Source organism: Streptomyces sp. CG 926, from assembly GCF_003148825.1.
Classification (GTDB): domain Bacteria; phylum Actinomycetota; class Actinomycetes; order Streptomycetales; family Streptomycetaceae; genus Streptomyces.
Genome location: NZ_QGGZ01000004.1, coordinates 239630 through 266418, shown reverse-complemented (window position 1 = coordinate 266418; position 26789 = coordinate 239630). Strand labels below are relative to the sequence as shown.

The following is a 26789-nucleotide window of genomic DNA, read 5'->3' as shown; positions in this document are numbered from 1 at the left end:
CGCCCGACCGCAGTCCGGCACCTGAGGTGACGCTCACCCCCTGACCGATCGATGCGAGGTTGTCGTCCGCAGGTCCGGTCGGACCCTCTCCGTCCAGGACGGTCTGCCGGACCGCTACCGGGCGGAGATCGCGGATGCACGGGCCGGGACGACCTTCGCAGTGCCGGGCACCGCATCACCCGCGGGCTGCGACTACCGCTTCCAGAGGGTCACTTCGGTGAGGTACGTCGGGGGCGTGTAGCTCTTGTCGGTCGAGGGCTCGAGGATGACGATCTTCACCATGGCCAGGGGGCCCTTGCTCGTGACGGTGCCCACCGGGCCGGGGCCCTGGGTGGGCGCGTACGCCGCGGGGACCGGCCCGGTGTCTGGGCGGGCGCCTGCGTGGGCGCGTACGAGGGCGGGGCCGGAGCCTGCGGGCCGTTGGAACCGAGCAGCATGTTGCTCGGCTTGAGGTCGCGGTGCACCACCGAGGCGGCGTGGATGGAGTGCAGGGCCTGCGCCGTGCAGCCGATCAACTGGAACATCGCGGGCAGCGGTAGGGGGCCGTAGGTGGCGAGGGTGTCGTCGAGCGCCAGGCCCGGCACGAACGCGGTGGCCGGCCACGGCTGTTCGCCGCTGGTGTCATGGTCGAGCACCGGCACGATGTGGTAGCCCTGCACGCTGCGGGCGGCCTGCACCTCGCGTTCGAAGCGGACCCGGAAGTCCTGCTCCTGGGCGAGTTCGCGGCGGATGACCTTGAGAGCGACCGGCTGGTTCCCACGGGTCCGGGAGAGGTGGACGGAACCCATACCGCCTTCGCCGATCTTCGCGAGCAGCCGGTATCCGGCGGTGTCGGTACGGCGTCGTCGGTGTCGGTCATGGGCTCCCCCTTGATGATCACTGGCATCAGATCCTGACGGGGGAGCGGACCGCCGAGGCGCCGCGCCGGTACGGTGGTGCTCCGGAGACGAAGGGGCGGCCCGATGAGTCGACGCAAGTCCGCGGCAGAGGTGTTCGACGATCTGGGAGAGCGCTACGAGGAGGTGTTCGGTCGGGTCCCGGGCCAACTGGCCGCCCTTGACTGGCTCACCGGGCGACTGTCTGCCGGAGCAAGGGTGTTGGACGTGGGCAGCGGCACCGGACGGCCCACCGCCCAGGCTCTGGTCCGGGCCGGCTGCGCCGTCACCGGCATCGACGTCTCGGCGGCCATGGTCGAACTGGCCCGCGCCAGAGTCCCGCAGGCCCACTTCGAGCAGGCCGACGTACGGACCTACACACCCGAGCGGGCCGACTTCGACGCGGTGTGCTCCTTCTTCCCGCTGCTGGTGATGGACCAACCGGAGGTGGCGGAGGCGCTGGACCGCATGGCGTCCTGGGTCGCGCCGGGCGGGTACTTCGTGCTGGCCACGGTGCCGGGGGACATCCGGGGCCTGGACATCGAGTGGATGGGCCACGAGGTCACCGTCAGCAGCCTCTCCACGGCGGACCACCTGGCCCGGCTGGCCGATCTGGGCCTGGAGGTGCTGCATCACCACACCGCGCGCTTCCTGCCCGCCGACGACCGGGCGGTCCCCGAGGAGCACCTCTTCTGCTACGCGCGCCGGAGCGGGTGACCGGCCGCCCGGTCCGGCCGCAGACCCGAGGCCAGTCCCGCGATCACCACGAGCAGGCCCAGCCACACCGCCGGGCCCGGGACCCCGCTGCCTGTGAGGACCCCCGCACCCGCCGCCGCCAGGGGCGCGACCCCGGTCAGCAGACCGGCGCGGCCGGCGCCCACCGCGGCCACCGTGCGGTACCAGAGCAGGAAGGCAACCGCCGTCACCATCACGGCGAGGTAACCGGCGGCCGCCCACTGGACCCGGCCCAGCGACGTCAGTTCGGCCGGGCTTTCGAAGGCGACCGTGAGCCCGGCCAGCATCAGCGCACCCAGCCACACTGCGTGCACGGATACCCCCCACGCCCCGTGCCAGCGCAACACCGGCACCGCGAGCAGGGTGAAAGCGGCCTCGCAGCCCAGTGCGAGGGCCGCCCAGGCCACCCCGGCGGCGTCCGTCCGGCCCGTCCCCTCGACCAGGACGGCCCCCGCCACCACCACCGGAGCCGCCAGCAGCACCCGCCGGCTCGGCCGCCGCCCTTCCAGGACGGGGCCGAGCAGACCCAACAGGATCGGTACGGAGGCCACCGCGACGGCGATGACGGCAGGTTCGGCATGGGCGACCCCGCGGACCACGGCCACGTTGAACAGCACCAGCCCGGTCGCCGCGATCCCCGCCAGCCACAGCCATTCCCGACCGCGCGGCCTGTGCACCGGTACCCGGGCCGCCCGGGCCAGGGCGAACAGCAGCAACGCGGCGGCGGCGTACCGGACGGCCTGGGTGGCGAACAGCGGGGCGTCGACGAGGGCCCGCGAGACCGTGACGCTGCTGCCGACCAGCGCCATCCCCGCGATCCCCGGAACCAGGTCACGGAATGCGGTCGAGCCGCCGGGGGAGTCGGGAGCGGAGGCGGCGGAGGCGGGGGAGTCGGCAGCGGCGGCGGAGGCGGGAATGGACATGGCGTCGGAGGGGGAAGCGGGCGGTGTCTGCATGTGCTCCAGCGTGGTCGCACAATGGCCCCATGAGCAGGTCCAATGAAGGTGATACCGAGGGGTCCAAAAGCCTCAGCGGCTCGGACTTCCTTCAGCTCGACATACGCCAGGCCCCACCGGGCGGCCGCACCGAATGGCTGGCCGGCCGGCTCCGCGCCGCCATCGCCGACGGCACCCTCCCGGTCGGCAGCCGGCTTCCGGCCAGCCGGATCCTCGCCGCCGACCTGCGCGTATCCCGGGGGCTCGTCACCGAGGCCTACCAGCGCCTCGCCGAGACCGGCCAGGTCAGCGGCCGAGGCCGGGGCGGCACCGTGGTCGTCGCCGCGCCACCCCCGGTGGCCGCCCCCTCCCGCGCACCGGAGCGCGGCGGGCTCGTGGACGCCCTGCGCGCCGTGCCGTGCCGGATCGACCTCTCGCCCGGGGTGCCCGACCTCACCGCCTTCCCTCGAACCGCCTGGCTCCAGGCCGAACGCCGGGTCCTCGCCTCGCTCACCCCGGCCGACTTCGGCTACGGCAATCCCCAGGGCGCACCCGCACTGCGCGAGGCGGTCGTGGGCTGGCTGGCCCGGAACCGAGGGATCCGGGCCGACCCCGACGAGGTGGTCGTCGTCGCGGGTGTGGCCCAGGCGCTGGCGCTGCTCGCGCCCGTCCTGCGGGAGCACGGCGTGCACCGGATCGCCGTGGAGGACCCGGGCTCGTTGGGCGCCCGGCAGCAGCTGGAGTACGGGCAACTGGAGACGGTCCCCGTACCGGTGGACGAGGCCGGGCTCGATGTGGCCGCGCTCCGGGCGAGCGGGGCCGGGGCCGTCCTGCTCACCCCGGCGCACCAGTTCCCGACCGGGGTCGTCCTCGACGGCGAGCGCCGCCGGGACCTGCTCGGCTGGGCGGCCGCCGGGGGACTGGTCATCGAGGACGACTACGACGCGGAGCACCGCTACGACCGGGCGCCCGTGCCCGCCCTGCGCGCCCTGCTGCCCGAGGGGGTCTGTTACGCCGGAAGCGTGTCCAAACTCCTGGCCCCCGCCCTGCGCCTGGGCTGGCTGCTGGTTCCGCCGCGCCTGCGCGACGCCGTGACCGCGGCCAAGCGCTACGCCGACCTCGGCAATCCGGTCCTCGCCCAGCTGGTCCTCGCCCGACTGATGGACTCCGGCGAGCTGGAACGGCACCTGCGCCACGTCCGGCGCCGCCATCGCCGCCGCCGCGACGCCATGCTCGGGGCCGTCGCCGAGCTGCTGCCCGGTGCCCGGGTGCACGGCGCGGCGGCCGGGCTGCACCTGATGGTCACCTTCGACGGCGCGGGCTTCGAGGACACGGACCTGGCCTCGGCGGCCCTGGCCCTGGGTGTGAAAGCCCATCCGCTGTCCTGGCACCGGATCCGGCCCGGCCCGCCGGGACTGATCCTCGGCTACGCGGCGGGCTCGACGGGAGAGATCGAGGACGGCATCGCCACCCTGGCCACAGCACTGGCCGAGGTGGCAGGGGTGGCCGGGGTGGCCGGGGCGCGGGAAATCGGTCGGAAAGTTTTTCCGGAGCGGCGGCAACCTCCCGGGGGGTCGCGCGTCGTGCGGGGGTGAAGGGCGCAGTTCCGCGTCCTCGACCCGACCGTGGAGAACCACCGTGAAGAACCTGTTGCGTGTCCCCTCGGCCTTCCGTCGGACGGCCGTCACCGCTGCCGCCGCCGGGGTGGCCGTCGCCCTCGCCGGTCCGGCCTTCGCCGCGAGCGGCGGCTCGGCCGCGCCCTCCCCGTCGGTCAGCGCGCCTGCGAGCGCCTCCCCGAGCGCGGGCGTGGTCAAGCCCTCCCCGTCGGTGAGCACCCCGCCGAGCGCGGGATCGGACACGCGGAGCGCGGCCCCCAGTGCCGCGCCCAGTGCCGTTCCGTCGACCCCGGGCACGGGCGTCCGGCCCAGCGCGTCGCCCTCGGAGCCGGCCGCCGCCCCCGCCGCCTCCGGCGCCCCGGAGCTCGCGCATACTGGCTCCTCGGCGACCACCGTCGCCATGGGCGCGGGGGCCACCGGTCTGGTCCTGGCCGGCGCGGGAGCCCTGTACGCCGTGCGGCGCCGCGCGAACAGCTGAGGGATCCCGTGCTCCAACTGGCATCACCCGTCGGCCCCCTCACGCCCGGCTTCGGCCGGGCGTGGCGGGGCCTTTGGTCGTTGCTGCGCCGTGAGCGCTCGGCCCCGGCCACCTCCCCGCGGTCGCGCCCGGACCCGCACGGAACCTCGTACGGGCCCTCGTACACCTACGACCACACAGGCCTCGGCGCATCCCGGCCGCCCACCGTCACCGAGCTCTACCACGCACACCGGCTGCGGATGGTCCGGCTCGCGGTGCTGCTCGTCGACGACCTGGCCACCGCCGAGGACGTGGTCCAGGACGCCTTCACCGCGCTGTACCGGCGGCACGGGGAGCAGATCACCGAGGTCGACAACGCCCTGGGCTACCTGCGCACCGCGGTGGTCAACACCTCGCGCTCGGTGCTGCGCCGCAGGCGGACCGTCCGGGCCTGGACCCCGCCGACGGCGGCCGACATACCGTCGGCCGAGGACCATGTGGTCCTCGACGAGGCACACCGCGAGGTGCTCGCCGCGCTCGGCCGGCTCACCCCGCGCCGCCGCCAGGTGCTGGTGCTGCGGTACTGGGCCGATCTCAGCGAGGCGGAGATCGCGACCACCCTCGGGATCAGCCGGGGAGCGGTGAAGTCCAACGCCAGCCGCGGTCTGGACGCCCTGGAACGGATTCTGGAGGGACGGATATGACGCGTGACGGCGAACGTCTCGCCGAGCGCCCCGTCGAGCGGCGGCTGCGGGAGGCCCTCGACGCGCGTGCGGAAGGCATCGACGTCCGGCAGCTGCGGCCCGCCGAGCCGCCGGGGGCGCACCTGGGACGGCTGCCGATGGCCGGGCTGCGGCGGTTCGCGCTGCCGCTGGCGGGCCTGGTGGCGGCAGCGGCGGTCGTGGGGATCGGCTACCTGGTACTGGCCCCGGGCCCGGCGCCCGGCCCGGTGCTGCCGGCCACCCCGCCGAGGATCACGGCCCCCGGACCGTCCTCGGAGCATCCCTCGTCACCGGCGCCGCGGCCGTCGGGTTCCGCGGAACGGAGCCCGGGTGTGGAGCCTTCGGGGAGCCCGTCCGCCTCCTTGCCCTCCGGCCGGTCGGTGAGCCCGTCGGTCCCGGTCTCGCCCAGGCCGTCGGCGTCGCCGCCCTCGGCGAGCCCGTCCGCGGCGCGCGGAGCGGTCGCGACGTCCTCGCCACCGCCGAGCCCGGCCCCGCGCTGAGGCGGTCCGGCCCCGGGGCAGGGCAGGGAGGGCACGCGGTCAGCGCCGGAGGTTCTCCACCGCCGCGACCAGCGGGGTGAGTTCCGGATCGAGCGAAGCCTCGTCGAGCGCCTCGCGCAGCGCGGTGTCGTTGGTGGGGCGGGCTGCGGCCAGGAGGGCCAGGCCCGCCTCACTGACGTCGGTGTAGATGCCGCGCCGGTCGGTGTCGCAGATGTAGCGGTTCAGCAGACCGCGGTCCTCCAGCCTGCTCACCAGCCGGGTCGTCGCGCTCTGGCTGAGCACCACCGAGTCGGCGACCTGGTGCATCCGCAGGTGTCCGCCCGGGCCGTTGTGCTGGCGGCTGAGCACGTCCAGCAGCGAGTACTCGCGCACGCTGAGCCCGTGGCCCGCCTGCAGGGCCCGTTCGATGTGGGCCTCGATCCGCCCGTGCAGGAGGGAGAGGGCGCACCAACCCTGGGAGAGGGCGGTGAGCGCGCTGTCCGTGGCCGTCATGGGCTCCTCCATCGAAGCGTCCCTGGCTGGGTCTGTGTCCCAGGATAGTCGACACGCGCAATAGCCCGCGCTTGCAAATATCCCGCGTCTGCAATTAATGTGGACGCATGCAATCGGCGTCCGCAATCAGCGGCACCCGGTCGGGATCGACGGGATTTCGCCGTCGCGACCCTCGCGACCCTCGCGGCCGTCGAGCCACTCGCGGCCGTTGCCGCGGTCGCCGCCGTTCGCACCGCGCACCACCCCCTCCCCTGAAGGACACCTCCCCCATGCCTCTCGCACTCCTCGCCCTCGCCGTCGGGGCCTTCGGGATCGGCACCACCGAATTCGTGATCATGGGTCTGCTCCCCGAGGTCGCCGGCACGTACGGGGTCTCCATCCCCACCGCGGGCTTCCTGGTCACCGGCTACGCCCTCGGCGTCGTCCTCGGCGCGCCCCTGATGACCGTGCTCGGCACCCGCATTCCCCGCAAGCGCATGCTGATGCTGCTCATGGGCCTCTTCATCGCGGGCAACGTGCTCTCCGCCCTCGCCCCCGCCTTCGGCGTCATGCTCGCCGGCCGCGTCGTCGCCTCGCTCGCCCACGGCGCCTTCTTCGGCATCGGCGCGGTCGTCGCCGCCGAACTCGTCGCCCCCGAGAAGAAGGCCGGCGCGATCGCCATGATGTTCACCGGACTGACGGTGGCCAACGTCGTCGGCGTCCCGCTCGGCACCTTCGTCGGTCAGACCCTCGGCTGGCGCGTCACCTTCCTGATCGTCGCCGCCCTCGGCGTCGTCGGTCTGCTCGGCATCGCCCGGCTCGTACCCGACCTGCCCCGGCCCGAGGGCGGTGTACGGATCCGCCGCGAGCTCGCGGCCTTCCGCAACGTCCAGGTACTGCTCGCGATGGCGATGACCGTCCTCGGCTTCGGCGGCGTCTTCGCCGCGATCACCTACGTCACCCCGATGATGACGAACGTCGCGGGCTTCGCCGACACCTCCGTCACCTGGCTCCTCGTCCTCTTCGGCCTGGGCATGGTCGCCGGCAACCTCATCGGCGGCCGGTACGCCGACCGCGCGCTGATGCCGATGCTGTACGTGGCCCTGGGCGCCCTGGCCGTCACCCTCGCCGTCTTCACCCTGACCGCCCACACCAAGGTCGGCGCGGCCGTCACCCTCGTCCTGATCGGCGCCCTCGGCTTCGCCACCGTGCCCCCGCTCCAAAAGCGCGTCCTGGACCAGGCCGCCGGGGCGCCCACCCTGGCCTCGGCCGTCAACATCGGCGCCTTCAACCTCGGCAACGCGCTCGCCGCCTGGCTCGGCGGCCTGGTGATCGCCGCCGGCCTCGGCTGGACCGCCCCCAACTGGGTCGGCGCCGCCCTGGCCGCCTCCGCCCTGGTGCTCGCCCTCGTCTCCGGCGCGCTGGAACGGCGTACGACGCGCCGCTCGGACCGCGGCGACCGGGGCACGGTCGTGGCGGCCGGCGCCCCCGCGCCGACCGCGGCCGTCCCCGCCCACCATTGATCCGCCTTCCCCCCCACGTACGCAACGCACACACCCCCCGCCCGCAAGGAGAGATCCCGCATGTCCACCCCCACCCCCACCCGCACCGCCGTCGCCCCGCTCACCACCGAGGACGCCGAGCTGCTCGTCGCCACCGCCTCGGCCGCCGCCGAAGCGGCCGGGGTCACGGTCAGCGTGACCGTCCTCGACGCCGGCGGGCACCTGCTGGCCTTCCGCCGCGACGACCGCGCCGTACTGATCTCCGGCGAGACCAGCACCCGCAAGGCCTACACCGCGCTCCAGCTGAACGCGCCCACCGCCGACCTCGTCGAAGCCGTCCGGCCCGGCGGCCCCTTCCACACCCTGCCCACGGCCCTCGACCGGCCGCTGCTGTTCATCGCGGGCGGGCTGCCCGTCCACCGCGACGGCCGACTCATCGGCGCCATCGGCGTCGGCGGCGGCGCCCCCGACCAGGACCACGGTTTCGCCGTCGTCGCGCGGGACGCGCTGATCTGAGCGCCCTGATCCGAACCCGCCGGGTCGCGCGCGCGTGTCCCCCGTGCCAGGTTGGTACGGGGGACACGCATCCATCATGAGCACACAGAGGCGACACAAGAGGGTCCACACGATCGCGACGGCCACGGTCGCCGCGCTGGTCACCCTTGCCCTCCCGGGCTGCACGGCCGCGTCCGACGAGGCGCCCGCCCCCAGCGCCCCGGGGTCCTCGACGACGGCGGCGCGCCCGGCCGAGGCCGCCCCCACCCCCACGCCGACCCCGTCCTACCCGCTGTCCACCGCCCCACGCACCATCCCGGCGGTGCGGGAGCACGTACCCGCCCGCGGCCCCGGGTGGAAGCCCACCCCCGACGCCCGGGTGGTCGTCGCCCCGGACGACACCGCCGCCCTGTCCGACGAGGCCCAACTGCTGGCCGGTGAACTGAACATCGGATACGGCAAGTCGGCCGCTCCGCGCGCCGGGGACGTGGAACTCTCCCTGGACGCCGCGGCCGCGGGCGGGCCCGAGTCGTACACCCTCGACGTCAAGGACGGCCGCGTCCGCATCAACGGCCCCGACCAGGCCGGGGTCTTCTACGGCACCCGAACCCTCAAGCAGGCGGTCAAGAGTGCGGGTTCGGCCCCCGAGGGCACGGTGCGCGACGCTCCCGCCAAACCGCAGCGCGGCCTCAACCTCGACATCGCCCGCAAGTTCTACACCCCGGACTGGATCGAGGACCGGCTGCGCGAGATGGCCGACCTCAAGCTCAACCAGCTCGGCCTGCACTTCTCCGACGACCAGGCCTTCCGGATCCAGTCCGACACGCACCCCGAGATCGTCTCCACCCCGCACCTCACCAAGGCCCAGGTCCGCGAGATCAACGCGCTCGCCGCCCGGCTGCACATCACCGTGGTCCCCGAGATCGACTCGCCCGGCCACCTCGGCGCGGTCCTCAAGGCCCACCCCGACCTGCAGCTGCGCGACACCCAGGGGCGTGCGGTCAAGGGCGCCGTGGACATATCGAACCCGGCGTCCGCCAAGCTCGTGGACGAGCTGCTGCGCGAGTACATACCGCTCTTCCCCGGCAAGGCCTGGCACCTGGGCGCCGACGAGTACCAGGCGCTGGTCTACCGCGACCCGCAGGCCTCCTTCCCCCAGCTCGCCCGCGCCGCCCAGCAGCGGTACGGGCCCTCGGCGCGGGTCCAGGACCTGGCGACGGGCTGGCTGAACGACCGCGCCGCCGTGGTCCGGCCGTCGGGGAAGGCTCTCAAGGCGTGGAACGACGGATTCTTCGCGGGCGGGGTGACCAGCGCGGCGAAGGACATCCAGGTCGAGTACTGGACGGGCAAGGAGAACGGCGCCCGGCCGCCCCTGGAGTACCTGCGCGAGGGCCGCAAGCTCGTCAATCTCAACGACGAGTTCCTCTACTACGTGCTGGGTCAGCCCAACCAGTTCACCTACCCCACCGGGCAGCGGATCTACGAACAGTGGACCCCGCTCGTACTGCGCGGCACGACCCCCGTCCCGGCCTCGTACGGGCCGCAGATCCTGGGCGGGCGCCTCGCCGTCTGGAGCGACCTGGCAGGCGCCCAGACGCAGGCCCAGGTGGCCGCCGGCATCCAGGCTCCGCTGGCCGCGCTCTCGCAGAAGGTGTGGGACGCGCGCACGCCCCAGATGCCCTGGGCCGACTTCAAGGCCCTCGCCGACCGGCTCTGACCCGGCCGATCCGCCCCTCCCGCCGCCGCGGCCTCACCGGTCGCGGGCACCGGCCACCGCGGCCTCCCCGGCGTGCGGTCCGGGGTCCGCGCCGGGCTCCGGCTACATCCGCTCCGTACGGTCGACGCGCTGCCGGGGGCGCCGGAGCCACTGGCCGACCAGCGGCAGCGCCAGGATCACCGCCGCCGTCCAGACGGCGGCGAAGACCCAGATCAGGAGCCGGGAGACGCTGATCGAGGCCGCCACGAACAGCACCGCCGCCCCCGCGCCGAGCAGCCAGGCTGCCACGGTGCGAAGACGCCGGTGCGACGTGGACCGCAGGATCCGGTCGAGGGAACGATCACCCTTGAGTTCGGCCTCGATCGCGGAGAGGGCGCGCTGCTCGCGATCGGAGAGTCCGGCTCCGTCCATCACGACGTACCTCCGCCGGCTGCTGCCGTCGGGCGCGGGTCGCAGCCTCTGGCCTGGGAATACCCTGCCTGAGGCGGCCCAACCCCCGGAGGGCGCCGTGACTGCGGACCCCGGTCACCAGATGGAGGCGACCCACTCCGGGTGGTCGATGAACGGGTTGCGGTTGTGCTGGTACTGGTCGAATATGACCTGGTTCCGGCGCTGCTCGAAGGCGTCCGGCGGGTCCATCTGGCTCCACTGCTTCAGCAGGCTGATCCGGCCCATCGCGGGAGCCGAACCGTTGTTGACCTTGTCGTTCAGCTCCAGGTTCGCGAAGCCGTCCTCGCCCTCGTAGCGGACGGCCATGTACAGCAGCATCCGTGCCACGTCGCCCTTGACCGCGTCACGCGGCTCGAAGGAGTCGGCGTCGGTCAGGCTGCCCGGCGCCTCGCTGACGGGGCTGCCGCCCTTGTCGAAGTCCTTGTTGCCCCGGGTGCTGTTGACGGTGACGTCCTCGGGGCGCAGGTGGTGCAGGTCGGTGCCCGGGCCGGTGGCGGTGCCGAAGTCGCCGTGGCTCTTGGCCCAGACGTGCTCGCGGTTCCAGTCGTTGACCCCACCGCCGTTCGTCGCCTTGGACTGGGAGCGGCCGGAGTACAGCAGGATGACGTTGGCGGAGTTGGCAGGGTCCTGGTCGGTCACCTTCAGGGCGTTCCACACGCCGTCGTAGGTCACCTTCGACTGGGTCTTGATGATGTCGTGCAGGGCCGCCTTCAGCGCGGCCCCGGTCTTGCCCTGCGCGTTCGCGTAGTAGTCGGCGTAGGGATCCGCCGCGGCGGCCGGCGCCGCGGCGGGAACGCTCGTGCCCTGCTGGCCGGCGGACGCGGCCGCCGGTACGCCGATCAGGGCGGCGGCGGCGAGGGCGGCCGCCCAGGGGGTCATGCGCGAGATCTTCATCAGGTGGGGGGTACCTCTCCATACGCACCGTCCCCGCCCGGGGAATTGGCGGAGTGTCAGTGGCACAGCGAGGGTCACATTGTCATGTGCCCAACAGGTGAAAACCGCGTGTCGGTAGTGGGGGACCTTGGTGTGTGCCGGACGTCCGGCGCGGGCAGGGTAGCGGTGGCCCCGGGCGGGGCCGCACCGTCCTGAACAGCCCTCTCGGGAGCAGCCCATGGCAGTGAAGATCCTCATCGTGACCGGCGACGCGGCCGAATCGCTGGAGGTCCTGTATCCGTACCAGCGCCTGCGCGAGGAGGGGTACGAGGTCCACATCGCGGCGCCGCAGGTGAAGAAACTGCGGTTCGTGGTGCACGACTTCGAGGAGGGCTTCGACACCTACACCGAGAAGCCCGGCTACACCTGGCCCGCCGACCTGGCCTTCGTGGACGTGGTCACCGAGGACTACGCGGCCTTGGTCGTCCCGGGCGGCCGGGCGCCCGAATACCTGCGCAACGACCCCGAGGTACGCCGGATCCTGGCCGCCTTCGCGGAAGCCGACAAGCCGATCGCCCAGATCTGCCACGGTCCGCTGATCACCGCCGCGGCCGGCGGGCTGACCGGCCGGCGGGTGACCGCGTACCCGGCGCTGGAGCTGGACATGAAGGCCGCCGGGGCCGAGTTCGAGGACTCCGAGACCGTGGTCGACGGCACCCTGGTCTCGGCCCGGGCCTGGCCGGACCACTCGCGCTGGATGCGGGAGTTCCTGACCGTGCTGCGCGGCAAGGCCCCGGTGGCCTGAGCGGGAGGGCGGATCGCACGGCCGGCCGTGACCCCGGTGCGAGGGGGTCACGGCCGTGGGGTCGTGTCGCGTCGGCGGAGCGGATGTCCGGCCGGTCGGGAGCGCGGCGCGCCCCGAGGGCCGGGAGCGGCCACCGCCTCTACGGGCGTCAGCTCACGGGGGTGATCGCCGGAGCCGGCTCGTACTTGTAGTTCGCGCCGAAGTTCTTCTTCACGGCCGCCTCCCAGGAGCCGTCCGCGACCATCTTCTTCAGGGCGTCGTTGATCTTGCGCTGGAGGTCCTTGTCGCCCTTCTTGACGCCGATGCCGTAGTTCTCGTTGCTCAGCGTCTGGCCGAGGAGCTTGAACTTGCCCTCGTTGCCCTTCCGGGCGGCGTACCCGGCCAGGATGGAGTTGTCGGTGGTCATGGCGTCGACCCGGCTCTCCTGGAGCGCGACGACGCAGTCGGCGTAGCCGCTCATCTCCAGCAGGCCCGCCTTGGGGGCGAGGTTCTTGCGGAGGTTCTCGGCCGAGGTCGAGCCGCTGACCGAACACAGGCTCTTGGAATTGAGGTCCTCGGCCTTGGTGATCGAGGCGTCGTTGGCGCGGGTCATCAGGTCCTGGTGCGCGACGAAATACGGGCCGGCGAAGTCGACCTTCTCCTTGCGCTTCTCGTTGATCGAATAGCTCGCGACGACGAACTTGACCTCGTTGTACTGGATGAGCAGTTCGCGGTCGTTGCTGTAGACCTGCTTGAATTCGATCTTGTTCGGCTTGTAGCCGAGTTCCTTGGCCACGTAGGTGGCGACGTCGACGTCGAATCCGGAGAAGGTGCCGTCGGTCTCCCGCATGCCTATGCCGGGCTGGTCGAACTTGATGCCGATGGCGAGGGTCGCGTCCCCCTGGTCCCCGTCGTCGAAGACGCACCCGGAGGCGGTCAGGGCGATCGCGATCACTGCGGCGACCGCACCGGCCTGGGGAACCTTCATGCTGCACTCTTTCCTGGGGTACGCGGGACGCCTCACCGGGATCGCCGGGGGCGTGTGAAACCGCGCGAATGTGGGGACGTGGGGACGCGTGTACGAGGAAGCTAGGAAGCGGACGGGCCCACCGTCACTAGATTTGAGGAAAACTTGAGGATAACGATCCGGTTCAGCCGCAGATCGTGCGGTGACCCCAGGTCGGGGCGGGAGAAAGGGCCGGGCCGGGCGCGTCCGCGATGCGTCGGAACGGGAATGCGGCGCAATTGGGCGAAGGGGTGCAAATCACTTTTATCCGCATTTTCACCTCCGCCCGATCCGGCCGAAATGGCCGGAAGCGTACGACCGTTCGGGGTGGACCGGGAGGCTCATGGGATCATGGGCGGGCAATGCCTGTGAACGAAGGGGGAGTTCGGTGAGCGGTGTACGCAAGGGGCTGGCCAAGGTGGAGTTCGCGCTGCGGTGGGATCCCAGTCCGACGGGAACGCCCGCGAACGACCTCGACATCGTCGCCGCCGTCTTCGGCGCCGCGGACCTCCACGGGACGCCGGTCCAGCTGGTGCACTTCGGCAGCCGCTCGCCGGACGGAACCATCACCTTGAACCGGGACAGCCACACCGGCCAGGGCTTCGGCTTCGACGAGGTGATGACCATCGAGCTGGACCGGATCGCGTCGGGGTCGAGCCGGGTGGTGGTCGGCGTCGTCATCCAGAACGCCGAAGGCGGGGCCGAGGGTCGTGCGAAGACCTTCGCCGACATCGACGGCACCGGATTCCGGATCCGAGAGGGCCACACCGACCTCGCCGAGGGGGACTTCGCGGTCGTGCCCTCCGCCACCGCGGCCACCGTCGCCGAGTTCACCCGCGACGCCTCGGGCGCGTGGTCCTTCGACCTGCGGCTGCACGGCTTCGAGGGCGACCCGGAGGTGTTCGCCCGGACCATGGGCGCGCTCCGCTGAGGCCGGCCGTCCGGGCCGGTGCGGAGCCGCACGGATCGGGCGGCGACCACTCCTGGGGTGAGTGGTCGCCGCCCGATCCGGGTGACGCGCTGCCGCCGTCCCCACGAGGCAGCGCGGGCAGGTCGCCGTCAGGTCATCAGGACGGCGGCCCGCCGGTTCAGGGGGCCTGGTCGGCCGGGGGTCCGCCGGGACGGGGCGGGGCGAGACCCAGGGACGGCAGTAGTGCGGCGTCGACGAACCGGACCAGGTAGTCGGCGTCCGCGTACCGTCCTTCCAGCACCGGCCGGATGCGGAGCACACCCATCAGCTGGGCGGGCAGGAACTCCACGGCCGGATGGTTCGCGTCGATCTCGCCGCGCGCCACGGCCCGCCCGACCATCGCGTCGAACGCGGCCAGCTCCGGCTCGACCAGCGCCTCGCGCAGGGCGGCCTGGAGTTCCTCGTCACTGAGCACGGCGTGCCCGAGTGCCTGCGTCAGCCGGGTGTCCCGGCCGGAGGTGCCGGCCGCGATCCGGGCGGCTTCGCGCAGATCGCCCGCCAGTGACCCGGTGTCCACGCCGGCGAGCGTGCCGCGGCGGCCCGCGCGCAGCGCGGCGGCGACGAGCTGGGGCTTGGTCTTCCACTGGCGGTAGAGCGTCGATTTGCCGCAACTGGCCCGGGCGGCGACGCCCTCCATGGTCAGGGCCTCGTAGCCGTGCTCGCGCAGCTGCTCCAGGACGGCGTCGTAGAACTCCTGCTCACGCTCCGGGGTGATCTTGGAGCGGCGCGCGGGGGACGGCGTCGTCGTCATGGATGCGGATCTCCTCTGGGGCGCCTCGGCGGCAGGTTCCACTACGGAAGTGTACGGGAACGCGACCGTATCGGTACACCAGCGTATCGATACGCCAATGTATCGATACACTGGCGTGTCGCTGTGCGCGTAAACAGGAAGAGAGACCGGGGGATGACCTCCCACACCACACCTGCCGAGCCGGCAGCCGGACCGAGGGCCGCGCGCCGCCGCCTCGTACGCGAGCTGCTGCTCGTCGCGGGATTCTTCACCGTCTACAAGGCGGGCCGGCTGCTCTCGACCGACCGCACCGAGGACGCCTTCCGCAACGCGGGCCGAATATGGGACGCCGAGCGGGTCCTGCACCTGCCCGGCGAAGGCTTCGTACAGCGGCTGCTGCTGCACGGCGACACCCTGGTCACCAGCGCGAACGTCTACTACGCGGGCGTCCACTTCCCCGCCACCGCGCTCTTCCTGATCTGGCTCTACGTCCGCCGACCCGCCCACTACCTGTGGACGCGCCGGGTACTCGCCGGACTCACCGGAGCCGCCCTCGCCCTGCACCTGGCCTTCCCGCTCGCGCCCCCGCGCCTGCTGGACGCCGCGCAGCTGATCGACACCGCCCAGGTCTACGGGCCCAGCGTCTACAAGGCCGCACCGGCCGAGGACACCCTGGCGAACCAGTTCGCCGCCATGCCCTCGCTGCACTTCGGCTGGGCGCTGATGCTCGCGCTCGGCATGATCGCCGCCACCACCTCACGGTGGCGCTTCCTGTGGCTGCTGCACCCACTGCTGACCCTGCTGGTGATAGTCGGCACCGCCAACCACTACTGGCTCGACGCCGTCGTGGCCGCCGTCCTCCTCTGGGCGGCCCTGCTGCTCATCCCGAAACCGCGCCCGAGCGACGCGGATCCGGACCCGGGCGCCGGCCCGGACCCGGGATCGACCTCGGAACCGATCCAGGACATCCCCGTACGAGGCCTGCCGCGCCCGCGGAGCGCGGACACGGCCGTAGGAGCCGGACAATGAACGACACCACCCTCGCCGTCGGGCTCTGCCTCGCGTCGGCCGTGGCCTACGCGGCCGCCGCCGTCGCCCAGGAACGGCTCGCCCGGGCCGCCGTCGCGCGCACCGCCAAGGCCCTGCTGGGCTCCGGCCCCTGGTGGTGGTCGGCCGGGCTGAACGCCGCCGCCGCGCTCCTGCACGCGGCGGCCCTGCGGTACGGCCCCCTCACCCTGGTGCAACCCCTCGGGGCGCTCACCCTGGTGGCCGCCGTCCCGCTGGGGGCGCGCAGGTCCGGCCGTCGGGTGGCGGCCACCGAATGGCGGGGCACCCTGGCCACCGTCGCCGGGCTCGGCCTGCTGCTGCTCCCGGCCTCCGGGCCGGCCCCCGACGACACCCTCACGCTGATCGAGGCGCTGGCCGTCTCCGGCGCGACCATCGCCGTGATCCTGATGCTGACCGCCGACAAGGACCCGCGCTCGGGCCTGCGCCACGCGACCGCCTCCGGGCTGGCCTCCGCGGCGGCCTCGGCCCTGACCCAGACGGTGGCCGTCGCGGCCGGTCGGGGCGGAGCCCTGCTCAGCGTCCGTGTCGTCGCGGTGGCCCTGCTCGTCGTGGTGTTCGCGGTCGGCGGGATGCTGCTGTCGCAGCGGGCCTACCGCGGCGGACTCGGCGCCCCGCTGGCCGTGGTGAACCTGGCCAACCCGCTGGCCGCGGCCGTCATCGGCATGGTCCTGCTCGGCGAACGGCTGCAGGGCGGAGTGCCGGGTCTGCTGCTGGCCGGGGCCGGAGCCTTCCTGGCGGCGCGCGGAGTGCTCCTGCTCACCCGGACGAAGCCCTCCGCCGGGCCGGGTCCGGGCGCCGGCCCCGTCCCGGGCCCGGAGCTCCCCGTGCAGGTCGGCCGCATGGCGGTCTGAGCGTCGGAGAACCGATCCCGGCCCGGACGCGTCCTCCCGGAAGAACACCTGAACGACCGGACAACCGGACGACCGAAGCGGAGTGAGTGGACATGGGGATCGTCAGCTGGATCATCCTGGGACTGCTGGCCGGGGGCATCGCCAAGGTCCTGCTGCCCGGCCGGGACCCCGGCGGCCTGATCGGTACCACCCTCATCGGCGTCGCCGGAGCCTTCATCGGCGGCTGGCTGTCGGCGAAGGTCCTGGACAAGCCCATCCAGACCGAGTTCTTCGACCTCGCCACCTGGGGCTCCGCGATCGCGGGCTCGCTGGTCCTGCTGATCGGCTACCGCATCCTCTTCGGCAACTCCCGGGACTGACCCGGCCCCACGCGACCGGACCCGGTCCACGCGTTCCGGGCCCGGTCCACGCGACGGGCCCGGCCCAGGTCCCGGGCATCCGATCCGGGCCGGCCGCGCCCCGGCCCGGGCCCTGTGGTGCGCCGCCTCGAAACGGGCCCACTTGCGCCCGGGCGCCCGTCGGATTCCGGCCGATGTCCGGCCGGGGCTTCCCGACCGCCACCGGCGACACGTACCCGGCCCGGGCCGCCGCCCCGCCCCGCGCCGCACGGGACGAGCCGCCCGCGCACACCGCCCCGCGGCGCCGCACGACCCGCCGCTTACGCTGGCCGCACCACCGCGACGTACGAGCACGAGCAGCGAGGAAACCGGTAGTCAGATGAGTGTCACCCCCGTCCCCACAGCCGACCTGTACGACGAGTACGGCGAGTCCCTGGCCATCTGCGCCACCGGCTTCCGCCAGTTCGGCGGCCGCCGGCTCTTCGCCGGCCCCGTACGGACCGTGCGCTGCCACGAGGACAACGCGCTGCTGCGCACCCTCCTCCACACGCCGGGCGAGGGCGCGGTCCTCGTCGTGGACGGCGGCGGTTCGCCGCGTACCGCCCTCGTCGGCGACCTGATCGCGGGCGCGGCCGAGGCCAACGGCTGGGCCGGCCTGATCATCAACGGTTCGGTCCGCGACAGCGTCGCCCTCGGCGGGCTCGACCTCGGCATCAAGGCCCTCGGCACGGTTCCCCGCAAGAGCGGCAAGACCGGCGACGGCGCGGTCGACGAGCCCGTCACCATCGGCGACATCACCTTCCGCGCCGGGGACACCGTCCACGCGGACGACGACGGTGTGGTCGTCCTGCCCCGCTGACACCCGAGCGGGAGCAAGCGGGCGGTTCAGAACCGGCCAGGGCCGGAGCACCGGCCCTGGCCCGGCCCGGCGGGCCGGGTTTCACTGCGGGCCCATGAGACGACGACACAGGATCACCGGCCTGCTCGGCGCGATCGCGCTGACCGCCGCCACCCTGGCCGCCGCGGGACCCGCGTACGCGGCCGGGACCCCGGTCGCGGACCCGCCGCCCGCCGAGTTCGGCACCGACTGGCACGATCCGCTCACCGCGGCTCCGCCCGTCGCCCGGCCCGCCACCCGGTCCTGCCAGGTGACCCTCGCGGAGGCGCAGTTCCGCGACTTCACGCCCTACCAGGGCAGCTACACACCACCCGCGGCCTGCGGCGCGGCCGGCTGGGCCAAGGCGGTCCTGCGCCTCGACGGCAAGGTCAAGGGCCGCCAGTACGACCGCCTCGGCCACCTCTCCCTCGGCGGGGTCGAGATCCTGCGCACCTCCACCCCGCAGCCCTCGCCCGACGGCATCACCTGGTCGGTCGAGAAGGACGTCACCCGCTATCGCGACACCCTCGCCCGCCCACAATCCGTCGAGATGCTCATCGGCAACGTCGTCGACGACACCTACACCGGTGTCATCGACGTCAAGGTGACCCTGACCTTCTACGCCGCGGACGGCCGCAATCCGGTTCCGGACACCCCCGATCGCGTCCTGCCCCTCACCACCCCGTCGGTCACCACCCCGCGCAACACGGAGCGCCTCCTCGCCGAGGTGTACGCCACCGGCTCGGGCGGCGGCTGCGAGGAGTACTGGTACATGACCACCCCGGACGCGGCCCCGTACTCCTGCAAGGCCGCCGACGGCCCGTACCGCGAGGTCCGGGTATCCGTCGACGGGCAACTCGCCGGCATCGCCGCGCCCTTCCCCACCGTCTGGACCGGGGGCTGGTCCAACCCCTTCCTCTGGTACGTCACCCCCGGCCCGCGTGCCTTCGACGTCCAGCCGATCCGCTACGACCTCACCCCCTACGCCGCCCTCCTCAACGACGGCCGTCCGCACCGGATCGAGGTCTCCGTCGCCGGCGTCCCCGCCGGACAGAGCGGCTGGAGCACCCCCACCAACCTGCTGCTCTGGCAGGACGAGGCCCGCGAGGTCGTCACCGGCGCCCTGACCCGGTACGAGCCAGGTGAACCGACCGGCCACTCCCGGTGGACCCCCGCCGCCCCCGGCGGACAACACCGCCTGGACACCGAGGGAAGCCACCGGCTGACCGTCGCCGGCCACCTGAACACCTCCCACGGCCGTGTGGCCACCACCGTCACGCGCGCGGTGGCGAACACCTCCGCGCACCGCTGGACCGACGGCGAGAACCAGGACGCGCTCACCGCCACCTGGACCGACGAGGAGAGCGTGACGCACGGACCGACCACCACCCGGACCTCGCGCACCTACACGATGGACGGCGAGACCACCCTCGGCGCCGGCGACCGGCTGCGCACCGTCCTGTCGCTCGGCGACCGCGCCGACAGCGTCACCCGGCGCGGCGGCCGGACCGTCGACAACTCCCGGCTCGACGACCGGTACACCGGCGACGCCACCTACACCGCGAACGTCCCGCGCGACCAGCGGCACGCGGTCGCCACCACCTCCGCCCGCTACCGGTTGTACGGGTCCGCGGCACCTGGCGGCTGTTACGACCGGACGGTGGCCACCGCCCAGGGCACGCTCACGGTGGACCGCCGACGCTGCTGAGCCGGCCGCCCCTTACGATGAGCGGCCATGGATACGAGTGAGGCCGGCAGACAGCTGATCGACGGCCGTTTCGAGCTGGTCACACCCCTGGGCAGCGGGGGTATGGGTACGGTGTGGCGCGCCCGTGACATCGCCCTGCACCGCGAGGTCGCGCTCAAGGAGGTGCGCCCGCCGGACCCGGCGACCGCCGCGGCCCAACCGGGCCTCGCCGACCAGATGCGCGAACGGGCCGTCCGCGAGGCCCGCGCCCTCGCCCGCCTCGCCCACCCGCACGTGGTGACGATCCACCACATCGTCGAACCCCCCGAGGGCGCGGACGGCCACCCGTGGATCGTCATGGAGCTGGTCCAGGGCGGCTCCCTGCACGACCGGCTGTCGTCCGGACCCATGGCGCCCGCCGACGTGCTGCGGCTCGGCCTCGACGTGCTCTCCGCGCTGCGCGCCGCGCACGCCGAGGGCGTGCTCCACCGTGACGTGAAGCCGGCCAACGTGCTGCTGCGGCCCAGCGGGTCGGCGGTGCTCACCGACTTCGGCATCGCGGCCCTGAGCGACTCGACCGCCCTCACGTCGACCGGTGTGCTGATCGGATCACCCGAGTACATCGCGCCCGAACGTGTGCGGGGGGAGGAGGGGCTGGCCGCCTCCGACCTCTGGTCGCTGGGCATGCTGCTCTACGTGGCCGCGGAGGGCGTCCATCCGCTGCGCCGGGCCACCAGCCTGGCCACGGTCGTCGCCGTGCTCGACGAGCCGATCCCGGCGCCCGTGCGTTCCGGCCCGCTGGCACCCGTACTGGAACGGCTGCTCGTACGGGACCCGGCCGCGCGGCCCGACGGGGCGCAGCTGGAACAGCTGCTCCGGGACGCGAGCGCCGCTCTCGGATCCGCCCCCGGGGCGGGCGCCGGGCCCGTCGCCGCCACGCCGTCCGTCTCCGCTCCCGCTGCACCGGCCACCCCGGCCGCGGCTGCCGTCCCGGGTCAGTACGGCCCGTACGGCGGCCCGTACGGCCCGCCGACCCCGCCGCCGTTCGGCCAGGGCGGCTCCCCGTACGGGGCCCCCACCAGGCCCGTCCCGCTGAGGAACGCACCGCGCAGGCGCCCGGCCCTGATCGGCGCGGCCCTCACGGTGGTGCTGGCGGCCGCCGTCGTCGGGATCGTGCAGTGGATGCCGGACGGGAAATCCGGTGATGACGGCACGGTCGATTCCCGCGCGAGCCGGCCCGCCGTCGCCACCCCGGCCTCCACCCCGAGCGCGAAGGCGAGTACGTCCAAGAACGTCGCGGCCCGCGGCAGCATGCTCACCCCGCAGAACATCCGGACCGCCCTGGACGCGCTCAAGGAGAAGACCGGCACCACCACCTTCGTGGACCTCACGGTCTACGAGGGCTACGTCCTCGCCTCGATCCCCACCGCACCCGGTGCCGACACCGTGGACGCCTGGCAGTACCGCGACGGCGCCGCCAAGCGCACGGGCCCGGACGGCACGGTGGAGGAGGGTGAGCCGCTCATCGACATGGCGACCGTCAACTGGGACGCGCTGCCCGGCCTGTTGGAGCAGTCCAAGAAGGAGGTGGGCATCGAGAAGCCGGCCTCGACCTATGTGATCGTCGAACCCTGGATGATGGACCAGGTCCCGTGCATGCGGCCTTACATCACCGATGAATACGGTCGCGGCGGCTACGTTCTCGCCGGGATCGACGGCAAGGTCAAGAAGGTCACCAAGTTCTGACATCGTTCGTCCGTACGCGTGGCGCACGTGTCGCAGGTGGCGCACGTGGGTCCGACAGGTTCAGGAGCACGACCACGATGCCCAGCTGGCGCACCACCCTCACGGCGGCCGGTATCCCCGGCACCCGGCTGCGGGAGGACTACACGTACGCCGCGCGCCGGGTGCTCCGCCGGGAGTCCGCCCCGTACCTGGCGCTGCGGCTGCTGGCCGCGCCGCCGCTGGTGCCCGCCCTCGCCGCGGGCCTCGCCTTCATGAACCTGGTCGACGACGTCGCCGAGACCGGTACCCCGCGGCAACGGGCCGCCGGTCTCGCCGCGTTGTCCGAGCGGGTGGAGGCGGCCCTGAAGTCGGGGGACAGCCCCGACCCCCTCCTGCGGGCCTACGCGCACGCGGTGGACTCCCGCGGCCTGCCCGCGCAGTGGATCTCCCGGTTCCTGGAGGGCGCCGCCACCGCCGAGGCCGCCTTCGACGGCTTCGCCGCGGAGGAGGACTTCCAGGCCTACCTCGACGCCTACGCGTGGCCCGGGGTGCTGGTCTTCACCGGACTGCAGTACCGGGGCGGCCCCGACCCGGAACAGGCCGCGGGATGGCGGCGGTTCGTCGACGCCGCCCAGCGCGTGGACTTCCTCGCCGACCTCTGCGGCGACCTCGCGGAGGGCCGGCTCTGCATCCCGCGCGACAGGCTCGACGAGCACTCCGTGACCCGGGCCGACCTGGAACAGGCCCGCGAGACCCCGGCCGTACGCGCCCTGCTGGCCGCCGAGTGCCGGCGCGCCCGTACCGCCCTGGACGCCACCCACGGCATCCTCGACCTCGCCGAAGCCGGACTGCGTCCGGTCGTCGCGACCATGGCCGAGCTGATGGCGCACCAGCTGACCGCCGTGGAGCGGGCGGGAGTTGCCGCCCTGCGCCGGGACATCGGATACGGCCTGGCGGCGCCCCTGCGGATCCTCGTCCGCGCCGCCCGGCGTCGTCCGGTGTGAACCGGCGCGGGGAGATTTCTAGTAGGCCCCGTTGACGTTGTCGATGGAGCCGTAGCGTGCTGCCGCGTAATTGCAGGCGGCGGTGATGTTGGCGACCGGGTCGTAGGAGTTCTGCGAGGTGCCGGGCACGTGGTAGGCCCGGAAGGTCGGATCGATGACCTGGAGCAGGCCCTTCGACGGGATTCCGTTGATGGCGTTGATGTCCCAGTTGTTGATCGCCAGCGGGTTGCCCGAGGACTCGCGCATCACATTGCGGTGAATTCCGTTGTAGGAGCCGGGAATACCGTGCTGGGCCATGACGGCGAGCGACTCGCGGATCCACCCGTCGAGATTGTTCGGGTAGGCGGTGACGGCCTTGGCCGCGGCCTTGACGGCGGGCTTGGCGGCGGGCTTGGCGGCGGGCTTGGCCGCGGGCGCGAGGGTGGTCCGGGCGGCGGATCTGCTCGCACGCTCGGGCTCCGCCTGAGCGGTTCCGAGCTGCAGTTTGATGCCGGGCCGGATGATCGACGGGTCGGCACCGACGACGCTCCGGTTCGCCGCGTAGAGCTGCTGCCAGCCGCCGCTCACGGAATGCTTCGCCGCGATCTCCGAAAGGGTGTCGCCCGCGACCACGGAATACGTCGTGGGGGCGGCGGCCGTCTCCGCCGCCCCGGCGGTGGTGGCGCTGATCAGCGGGAGAGTGAGGGCCGCGCCACCGGTGCCGGCGAGAGCCAGCTTGCGGGTGATCCGGTAGTGCTTCGGACGACGGTGCTTACCCTTTGCAGGCATGGCGGAATTCCTCACGTGGGGGGACGGGAGATCCCGGGCGGCGGCCGTATGAGGCAGCTGACCACCAGGAACGAGGTGACCGTAGGCGAGCGCGCCGCGCGGGAACAAGACCCGAATTCCACCGATAGATCGACATCTCGCTATCGGTCGGGTAAATGACCTTGAAGGGGTATCGATGCAAAAGCCGATTCCCTTTCCGGTGAAAGGGAATCGGCTGTTCCGGGGAAATGATGTTGAGGTGTTCGGTGTGGCTCACATCACGGGTCGCCGGCCCGGTGGCCAATACGGACAAGTCCCCTCTCCGGGGCCTTCATTCGGGCGACCGGCCCGTAGGTGGTAAATCGCCCATCAGGGACTCTTTCCGGCGTATCGCCGGCCGCTGTGCGTCCCAGGGGCGTCGTCGGCCGCCCCGGAGTCACCCCAGCCGCCCCAGCGCGGCGGTCGCGGCCGTCACCGCCCCCGGTGAGGCCGGGAGCAGGGGCAGTCGGACGTCGGGGGTCGGGATCCGCCCCTGGGCGTGCAGGACGCCCTTGAGCACCGCCGGATTGGGCTCGGCGAAGGCCGCCGTCGACATGCGGGCCAGCGCGTGCCCCAGCGGCCGGGCCCGCGCCACGTCGCCCGCCCGCCAGGCCGCGGCGAGCTCCACGAAGCGGTCCGTCGCCAGATGCGCCGAGGCCAGGATCCCGCCCACCGCACCCAGCGCCAGCAGCGGCGACAGGTACACGTCGTCGCCGGCCAGTACCTCGAACCCGGACGGCAGGTCGCCGAGCAGTGCCACCGTCTCCTCGCCGATGCCGCCGCCCGCGTACTTCATCCCGGCGACCCCCGGCAGCGCCCCGATCGCCCGCAAGTCGGCCGCGTCCAGCGCCTGCCCGGTGCGGTAGGGGATGTGATAGACGATCAGCGGCACCGGGCTCACCTCGGCGAGCCGCGCGAAGTGCGCCAGTACCCCGGCGGCCGCGGGTCGGACGAACGGCGGCACGGTCACCAGCGCCGCCCGCACCTCGGGCCACCGGGTCAGCCGGGCCAGCGAGGCCTCGGCCGCCCGGGTGCCGCCCGCTCCCGCGCCGACGGCCAGCGGTGCGCCCCGCTCCCCGCAGACCCGGGCGCACACCTCGGTGACGAGGTCACGCTCCGCCTCGTCGAGGCCGGCCGTCTCCGCGGTCGTGCCGAGCGCGACGACGCCGGTGGCGCCCGCGTCGAGCACCTCGTGGGCCAGCGCCTCCAGCGCCTCGACGGCTACCTCCCCGCCGCGGGTGAAGGGAGTGACGAGCGGTACGTGGATCCCGTGCCACGGGTGGGTCCCCGCGATGTCCTGCGCGATGTCGTGTGCGGCGTCCTGTGCGGTGTGCTGCGCGATGTCCTGTGCCATGCCCAAGAGCCTCGCCCGCCCGAAGGATCAAATCCAGTTCGCTTTTCTTACCCGACCCGTAAGCTGAGCCGATGCTCGATGTACGACGCCTACGCCTGCTGCGCGAACTCGCCCGCCGCGGCACCATCGCCGCCGTCGCCGAGGCCCTCACCTTCAGCCCTTCGGCCGTCTCCCAGCAGCTCGGGGTCCTCGAACGGGAGGCCGGCCTGCCCTTGCTGGAGCGCACCGGCCGCGGGGTCCGCCTCACGCCGGCCGGCCAGAACCTGGTCCGACACGCCGAGGCCGTCCTCGAACGGCTGGAGCGGGCCGACGCCGACCTCGCCGAGGCGCGCGGGGGCCTGGCCGGCGCCCTGCGGATCGGCGCCTTCCCCACCGCCACCCGGGCCATCGTCCCGGCGGCGCTGGTCGCCCTCGCCCGGCTGCACCCGGGGCTGGAGCCGATGGTCTCGGAGATCGACCCGGCGGCCGTGGCGCACGCCCTGCGGGCCGGGGACCTGGACGTGGCCCTGGTGCACGAGTACGACTTCGTACCCGCCGAGCCCGAGCCGGGACTGGCCACCGAACCGCTCTTCGGCGAGGCGATGTACCTGGCCGCGCCCGCCGCCGAAGCCCCTGACCCGTCCGAGGCCCCCGCCCCGTCGGCAGCCCCCGCCGGGTCCGAGGCCCCCGTCCCGTCCGGCGGATCCGACCAGGGCGCGGTGTTGCGTACGTACGCCCGGGCGCCCTGGATCACCGCCACGCCCGGCACCCTCTGCCACGCCATGACCGTCCGGGCCTGCCAGGCCGCCGGTTTCACCCCACGGGTCCGCCACCAGGTCGACGAGTTCGCCACCGTGCTCGCGCTCGTCGCCGCGGGCCAGGGCGTGGCTGTCGTACCGCAGCTCGGGGTCACGGGCCCGGCCGACCCGGCCGTCCGACTCACCCGCCTGCTCATGGAACGGCGTACCGAGCTAGCCTTCCGCAGCGGAGCCGGCACGCATCCGGCCGTGGCGGCCTTCGGCGCGGCACTTCGGGCCGCCGTACCGCCGGATCTGGCCGGGTCGCGCGCCGAAACGTGACACAACTCCCGTACCGGGTGCCGTCCGTGTACGTTCGTTGATCCAGACGGATTCGATCAGAGCGGGGTACGACGTGACACATCGCGTACGAGGGGTCATCGCCCGGAGCAAGGGCGCACCGGTGGAGACGACGACGATCCTCGTGCCCGACCCGGGACCGGGCGAAGCCCTCGTCCGGGTACAGGCCTGCGGGGTCTGCCACACCGACCTGCACTACCGCGAGGGCGGGATCAACGACGAATTCCCCTTCCTGCTGGGCCACGAGGCCGCCGGAGTCGTGGAGTCCGTCGGCCCGGACGTCACGTCCGTGGCCCCCGGCGACTTCGTGATCCTGAACTGGCGTGCCGTGTGCGGCACCTGTCGCGCCTGCAAGCGTGGACGCCCCTGGTACTGCTTCGCCACGCACAACGCCACCCAGCCCATGACCCTGGAGGACGGCACCCCGCTCTCCCCGGCCCTCGGCATCGGCGCCTTCGCCGAGAAGACCCTGGTCGCGGCCGGCCAGTGCACCAAGGTGGACCCGGCGGCCGCCCCGGCCGCCGCCGGCCTGTTGGGTTGCGGGGTGATGGCCGGCCTCGGCGCCGCCCTGAACACCGGCAACGTCGGGCGCGGGGACTCCGTCGCCGTCATCGGCTGCGGGGGAGTGGGCAACGCGGCCGTGGCCGGAGCCTGCCTCGCGGGCGCTTCGAAGATCATCGCGGTGGACCTGGACGACCGGAAGCTGGAGTGGGCCCGGGGCCTGGGCGCCACCCACACCGTCAACGGGCGCACGGACGACGTGGTCAAGGCCGTCCAGGCGCTGACCGGTGGCAACGGCGCGGACGTGGTCATCGACGCCGTGGGCCGCCCCGAGACGTACCAGCAGGCCTTCTATGCGCGCGACCTCGCCGGGACGGTGGTCCTCGTGGGCGTGCCGACCCCGGAGATGAAGCTCGAACTCCCGCTCCTCGACGTCTTCGGCCGCGGTGGCGCCCTGAAGTCCTCCTGGTACGGGGACTGCCTGCCCGAGCGTGACTTCCCGTTGCTCATCGACCTCTACCTGCAAGGCCGCCTCGACCTGGACGCCTTCGTCTCCGAGACCATCCCGCTCGACGGCGTCGAGGACGCCTTCGCCCGGATGGAGCGCGGCGAGGTCCTGCGCTCGGTCGTCGAATTCTGACACCCCGTCCGGCCCACCCGGTCCGGCCCACCCCGGTCGGACCC

28 protein-coding genes are annotated in these 26789 nt (G+C 73.2%); 18 read left to right on the top strand and 10 right to left on the bottom strand.

Annotation, left to right across the window (positions count from 1 at the left end):
• Positions 1 to 275: 275 nt before the first annotated feature.
• Complete coding sequence (locus BCL76_RS40315; RefSeq protein ID WP_309136833.1) at positions 276 to 1046, bottom strand: protein kinase domain-containing protein; 771 nt, start codon at positions 1044 to 1046, stop codon at positions 276 to 278.
• On the opposite strand from BCL76_RS40315, the gene BCL76_RS13345 reads away from it, so the two are divergent.
• Positions 963 to 1592, top strand: coding sequence for a class I SAM-dependent methyltransferase (locus BCL76_RS13345; RefSeq protein WP_109779687.1), 630 nt, complete (start codon positions 963 to 965; stop codon positions 1590 to 1592). The two genes, BCL76_RS40315 and BCL76_RS13345, sit on opposite strands and share 84 nt — an antisense overlap.
• On the opposite strand, the gene BCL76_RS13340 is transcribed toward BCL76_RS13345, so the two are convergent.
• Positions 1571 to 2566: a DMT family transporter gene (locus BCL76_RS13340; protein ID WP_258309609.1), complete on the bottom strand. Its 996-nt coding sequence runs from the start codon at positions 2564 to 2566 to the stop codon at positions 1571 to 1573. The two genes, BCL76_RS13345 and BCL76_RS13340, sit on opposite strands and share 22 nt — an antisense overlap.
• Positions 2567 to 2595: 29 nt before the next feature.
• Between BCL76_RS13340 and pdxR the strand changes: the two genes are divergently transcribed.
• Genes pdxR through BCL76_RS13325 form a run of 3 tightly spaced genes read left to right on the top strand, consistent with a single transcriptional unit; the run spans position 2596 to position 5322 of the window.
• Positions 2596 to 4140, top strand: a complete 1545-nt coding sequence (gene pdxR / locus BCL76_RS13335) for a MocR-like pyridoxine biosynthesis transcription factor PdxR (RefSeq protein WP_109779686.1) — start codon at positions 2596 to 2598, stop codon at positions 4138 to 4140.
• Between the two features lie 43 nt (positions 4141 to 4183).
• Positions 4184 to 4639, top strand: a complete 456-nt coding sequence (locus BCL76_RS13330) for an LPXTG cell wall anchor domain-containing protein (protein ID WP_109779685.1) — start codon at positions 4184 to 4186, stop codon at positions 4637 to 4639.
• An 8-nt stretch (positions 4640 to 4647) separates the two neighbouring features.
• Positions 4648 to 5322, top strand: coding sequence for an RNA polymerase sigma factor (locus tag BCL76_RS13325; protein WP_258309608.1), 675 nt, complete (start codon positions 4648 to 4650; stop codon positions 5320 to 5322).
• 208 nt (positions 5323 to 5530) lie between these two features.
• On the opposite strand, the gene BCL76_RS38925 is transcribed toward BCL76_RS13325, so the two are convergent.
• Together BCL76_RS38925 and BCL76_RS13315 are read right to left on the bottom strand one after the other, a co-directional pair.
• Positions 5531 to 5875: a hypothetical protein gene (locus tag BCL76_RS38925; RefSeq protein ID WP_109779684.1), complete on the bottom strand. Its 345-nt coding sequence runs from the start codon at positions 5873 to 5875 to the stop codon at positions 5531 to 5533.
• A 4-nt stretch (positions 5876 to 5879) separates the two neighbouring features.
• Positions 5880 to 6332 carry a MarR family winged helix-turn-helix transcriptional regulator gene (locus BCL76_RS13315; protein ID WP_030717693.1) on the bottom strand — a complete coding sequence of 151 codons (453 nt, stop codon included), beginning with the start codon at positions 6330 to 6332 and terminating at the stop codon, positions 5880 to 5882.
• A gap of 269 nt (positions 6333 to 6601) precedes the next feature.
• Here BCL76_RS13315 and BCL76_RS13310 point away from each other — a divergent pair, with 269 nt between their 5' ends.
• From BCL76_RS13310 to BCL76_RS13300, 3 genes are all read left to right on the top strand, one after another.
• Positions 6602 to 7834 carry an MFS transporter gene (locus BCL76_RS13310; protein WP_109779683.1) on the top strand — a complete coding sequence of 411 codons (1233 nt, stop codon included), beginning with the start codon at positions 6602 to 6604 and terminating at the stop codon, positions 7832 to 7834.
• A 60-nt stretch (positions 7835 to 7894) separates the two neighbouring features.
• Positions 7895 to 8329: a GlcG/HbpS family heme-binding protein gene (locus BCL76_RS13305; RefSeq protein WP_109779682.1), complete on the top strand. Its 435-nt coding sequence runs from the start codon at positions 7895 to 7897 to the stop codon at positions 8327 to 8329.
• A gap of 76 nt (positions 8330 to 8405) precedes the next feature.
• Positions 8406 to 10025: a beta-N-acetylhexosaminidase gene (locus tag BCL76_RS13300; RefSeq protein ID WP_109779681.1), complete on the top strand. Its 1620-nt coding sequence runs from the start codon at positions 8406 to 8408 to the stop codon at positions 10023 to 10025.
• A gap of 102 nt (positions 10026 to 10127) precedes the next feature.
• On the opposite strand, the gene BCL76_RS13295 is transcribed toward BCL76_RS13300, so the two are convergent.
• Positions 10128 to 10436 carry a DUF3040 domain-containing protein gene (locus tag BCL76_RS13295; protein WP_109779680.1) on the bottom strand — a complete coding sequence of 103 codons (309 nt, stop codon included), beginning with the start codon at positions 10434 to 10436 and terminating at the stop codon, positions 10128 to 10130.
• A 114-nt stretch (positions 10437 to 10550) separates the two neighbouring features.
• Complete coding sequence (locus BCL76_RS13290; protein ID WP_109779679.1) at positions 10551 to 11369, bottom strand: endonuclease I family protein; 819 nt, start codon at positions 11367 to 11369, stop codon at positions 10551 to 10553.
• Positions 11370 to 11586: 217 nt separating this feature from the next.
• On the opposite strand from BCL76_RS13290, the gene BCL76_RS13285 reads away from it, so the two are divergent.
• Positions 11587 to 12153, top strand: coding sequence for a DJ-1/PfpI family protein (locus tag BCL76_RS13285; protein ID WP_109779678.1), 567 nt, complete (start codon positions 11587 to 11589; stop codon positions 12151 to 12153).
• Between the two features lie 148 nt (positions 12154 to 12301).
• On the opposite strand, the gene BCL76_RS13280 is transcribed toward BCL76_RS13285, so the two are convergent.
• Positions 12302 to 13120 carry a glutamate ABC transporter substrate-binding protein gene (locus BCL76_RS13280; protein WP_109779677.1) on the bottom strand — a complete coding sequence of 273 codons (819 nt, stop codon included), beginning with the start codon at positions 13118 to 13120 and terminating at the stop codon, positions 12302 to 12304.
• A 406-nt stretch (positions 13121 to 13526) separates the two neighbouring features.
• Here BCL76_RS13280 and BCL76_RS13275 point away from each other — a divergent pair, with 406 nt between their 5' ends.
• Positions 13527 to 14069 (top strand): TerD family protein, encoded by a 543-nt coding sequence (locus BCL76_RS13275; RefSeq protein WP_258309606.1) that lies wholly within the window; start codon positions 13527 to 13529, stop codon positions 14067 to 14069.
• A 157-nt stretch (positions 14070 to 14226) separates the two neighbouring features.
• On the opposite strand, the gene BCL76_RS13270 is transcribed toward BCL76_RS13275, so the two are convergent.
• Positions 14227 to 14859 carry a TetR/AcrR family transcriptional regulator gene (locus BCL76_RS13270; RefSeq protein ID WP_109779675.1) on the bottom strand — a complete coding sequence of 211 codons (633 nt, stop codon included), beginning with the start codon at positions 14857 to 14859 and terminating at the stop codon, positions 14227 to 14229.
• 153 nt (positions 14860 to 15012) lie between these two features.
• On the opposite strand from BCL76_RS13270, the gene BCL76_RS13265 reads away from it, so the two are divergent.
• The 7 genes from BCL76_RS13265 (at position 15013) to BCL76_RS13235 (ending at position 22388) form a co-directional block, all read left to right on the top strand.
• On the top strand, positions 15013 to 15867 hold the full coding sequence (locus BCL76_RS13265; protein ID WP_109779674.1) for a phosphatase PAP2 family protein: 855 nt from the start codon (positions 15013 to 15015) through the stop codon (positions 15865 to 15867).
• Positions 15864 to 16757, top strand: coding sequence for a DMT family transporter (locus BCL76_RS13260; protein WP_181382536.1), 894 nt, complete (start codon positions 15864 to 15866; stop codon positions 16755 to 16757). The genes BCL76_RS13265 and BCL76_RS13260 overlap by 4 nt, the downstream gene beginning before the upstream one ends.
• Positions 16758 to 16849: 92 nt before the next feature.
• Positions 16850 to 17116 carry a GlsB/YeaQ/YmgE family stress response membrane protein gene (locus BCL76_RS13255; RefSeq protein ID WP_030390536.1) on the top strand — a complete coding sequence of 89 codons (267 nt, stop codon included), beginning with the start codon at positions 16850 to 16852 and terminating at the stop codon, positions 17114 to 17116.
• Positions 17117 to 17474: 358 nt separating this feature from the next.
• Positions 17475 to 17954, top strand: coding sequence for a ribonuclease E activity regulator RraA (rraA, locus tag BCL76_RS13250; RefSeq protein WP_030761274.1), 480 nt, complete (start codon positions 17475 to 17477; stop codon positions 17952 to 17954).
• A gap of 94 nt (positions 17955 to 18048) precedes the next feature.
• The gene (locus BCL76_RS13245) at positions 18049 to 19680 is read left to right on the top strand and encodes a peptide-N4-asparagine amidase (protein WP_109779673.1); all 1632 of its coding nucleotides are present in this window, start codon (positions 18049 to 18051) and stop codon (positions 19678 to 19680) included.
• A gap of 27 nt (positions 19681 to 19707) precedes the next feature.
• Positions 19708 to 21405: a serine/threonine-protein kinase gene (locus tag BCL76_RS13240; protein WP_258309605.1), complete on the top strand. Its 1698-nt coding sequence runs from the start codon at positions 19708 to 19710 to the stop codon at positions 21403 to 21405.
• 77 nt (positions 21406 to 21482) lie between these two features.
• Entirely contained in the window at positions 21483 to 22388 is a 906-nt protein-coding gene (locus BCL76_RS13235) for a phytoene/squalene synthase family protein (RefSeq protein WP_109779672.1), read from the top strand.
• Between the two features lie 18 nt (positions 22389 to 22406).
• Here BCL76_RS13235 and BCL76_RS13230 read toward each other — a convergent pair whose 3' ends face one another.
• Together BCL76_RS13230 and BCL76_RS13225 are read right to left on the bottom strand one after the other, a co-directional pair.
• Complete coding sequence (locus BCL76_RS13230) at positions 22407 to 23156, bottom strand: transglycosylase SLT domain-containing protein (RefSeq protein WP_109779671.1); 750 nt, start codon at positions 23154 to 23156, stop codon at positions 22407 to 22409.
• A gap of 415 nt (positions 23157 to 23571) precedes the next feature.
• A complete protein-coding gene (locus BCL76_RS13225) occupies positions 23572 to 24528 on the bottom strand; it encodes a dihydrodipicolinate synthase family protein (RefSeq protein WP_109779670.1) in 957 nt (318 codons plus the stop codon).
• Between the two features lie 71 nt (positions 24529 to 24599).
• On the opposite strand from BCL76_RS13225, the gene BCL76_RS13220 reads away from it, so the two are divergent.
• Together BCL76_RS13220 and BCL76_RS13215 are read left to right on the top strand one after the other, a co-directional pair.
• Positions 24600 to 25586, top strand: a complete 987-nt coding sequence (locus BCL76_RS13220) for a LysR substrate-binding domain-containing protein (RefSeq protein WP_109779669.1) — start codon at positions 24600 to 24602, stop codon at positions 25584 to 25586.
• A 73-nt stretch (positions 25587 to 25659) separates the two neighbouring features.
• Complete coding sequence (locus BCL76_RS13215; protein ID WP_109779668.1) at positions 25660 to 26745, top strand: S-(hydroxymethyl)mycothiol dehydrogenase; 1086 nt, start codon at positions 25660 to 25662, stop codon at positions 26743 to 26745.
• Positions 26746 to 26789 lie beyond the last annotated feature (44 nt).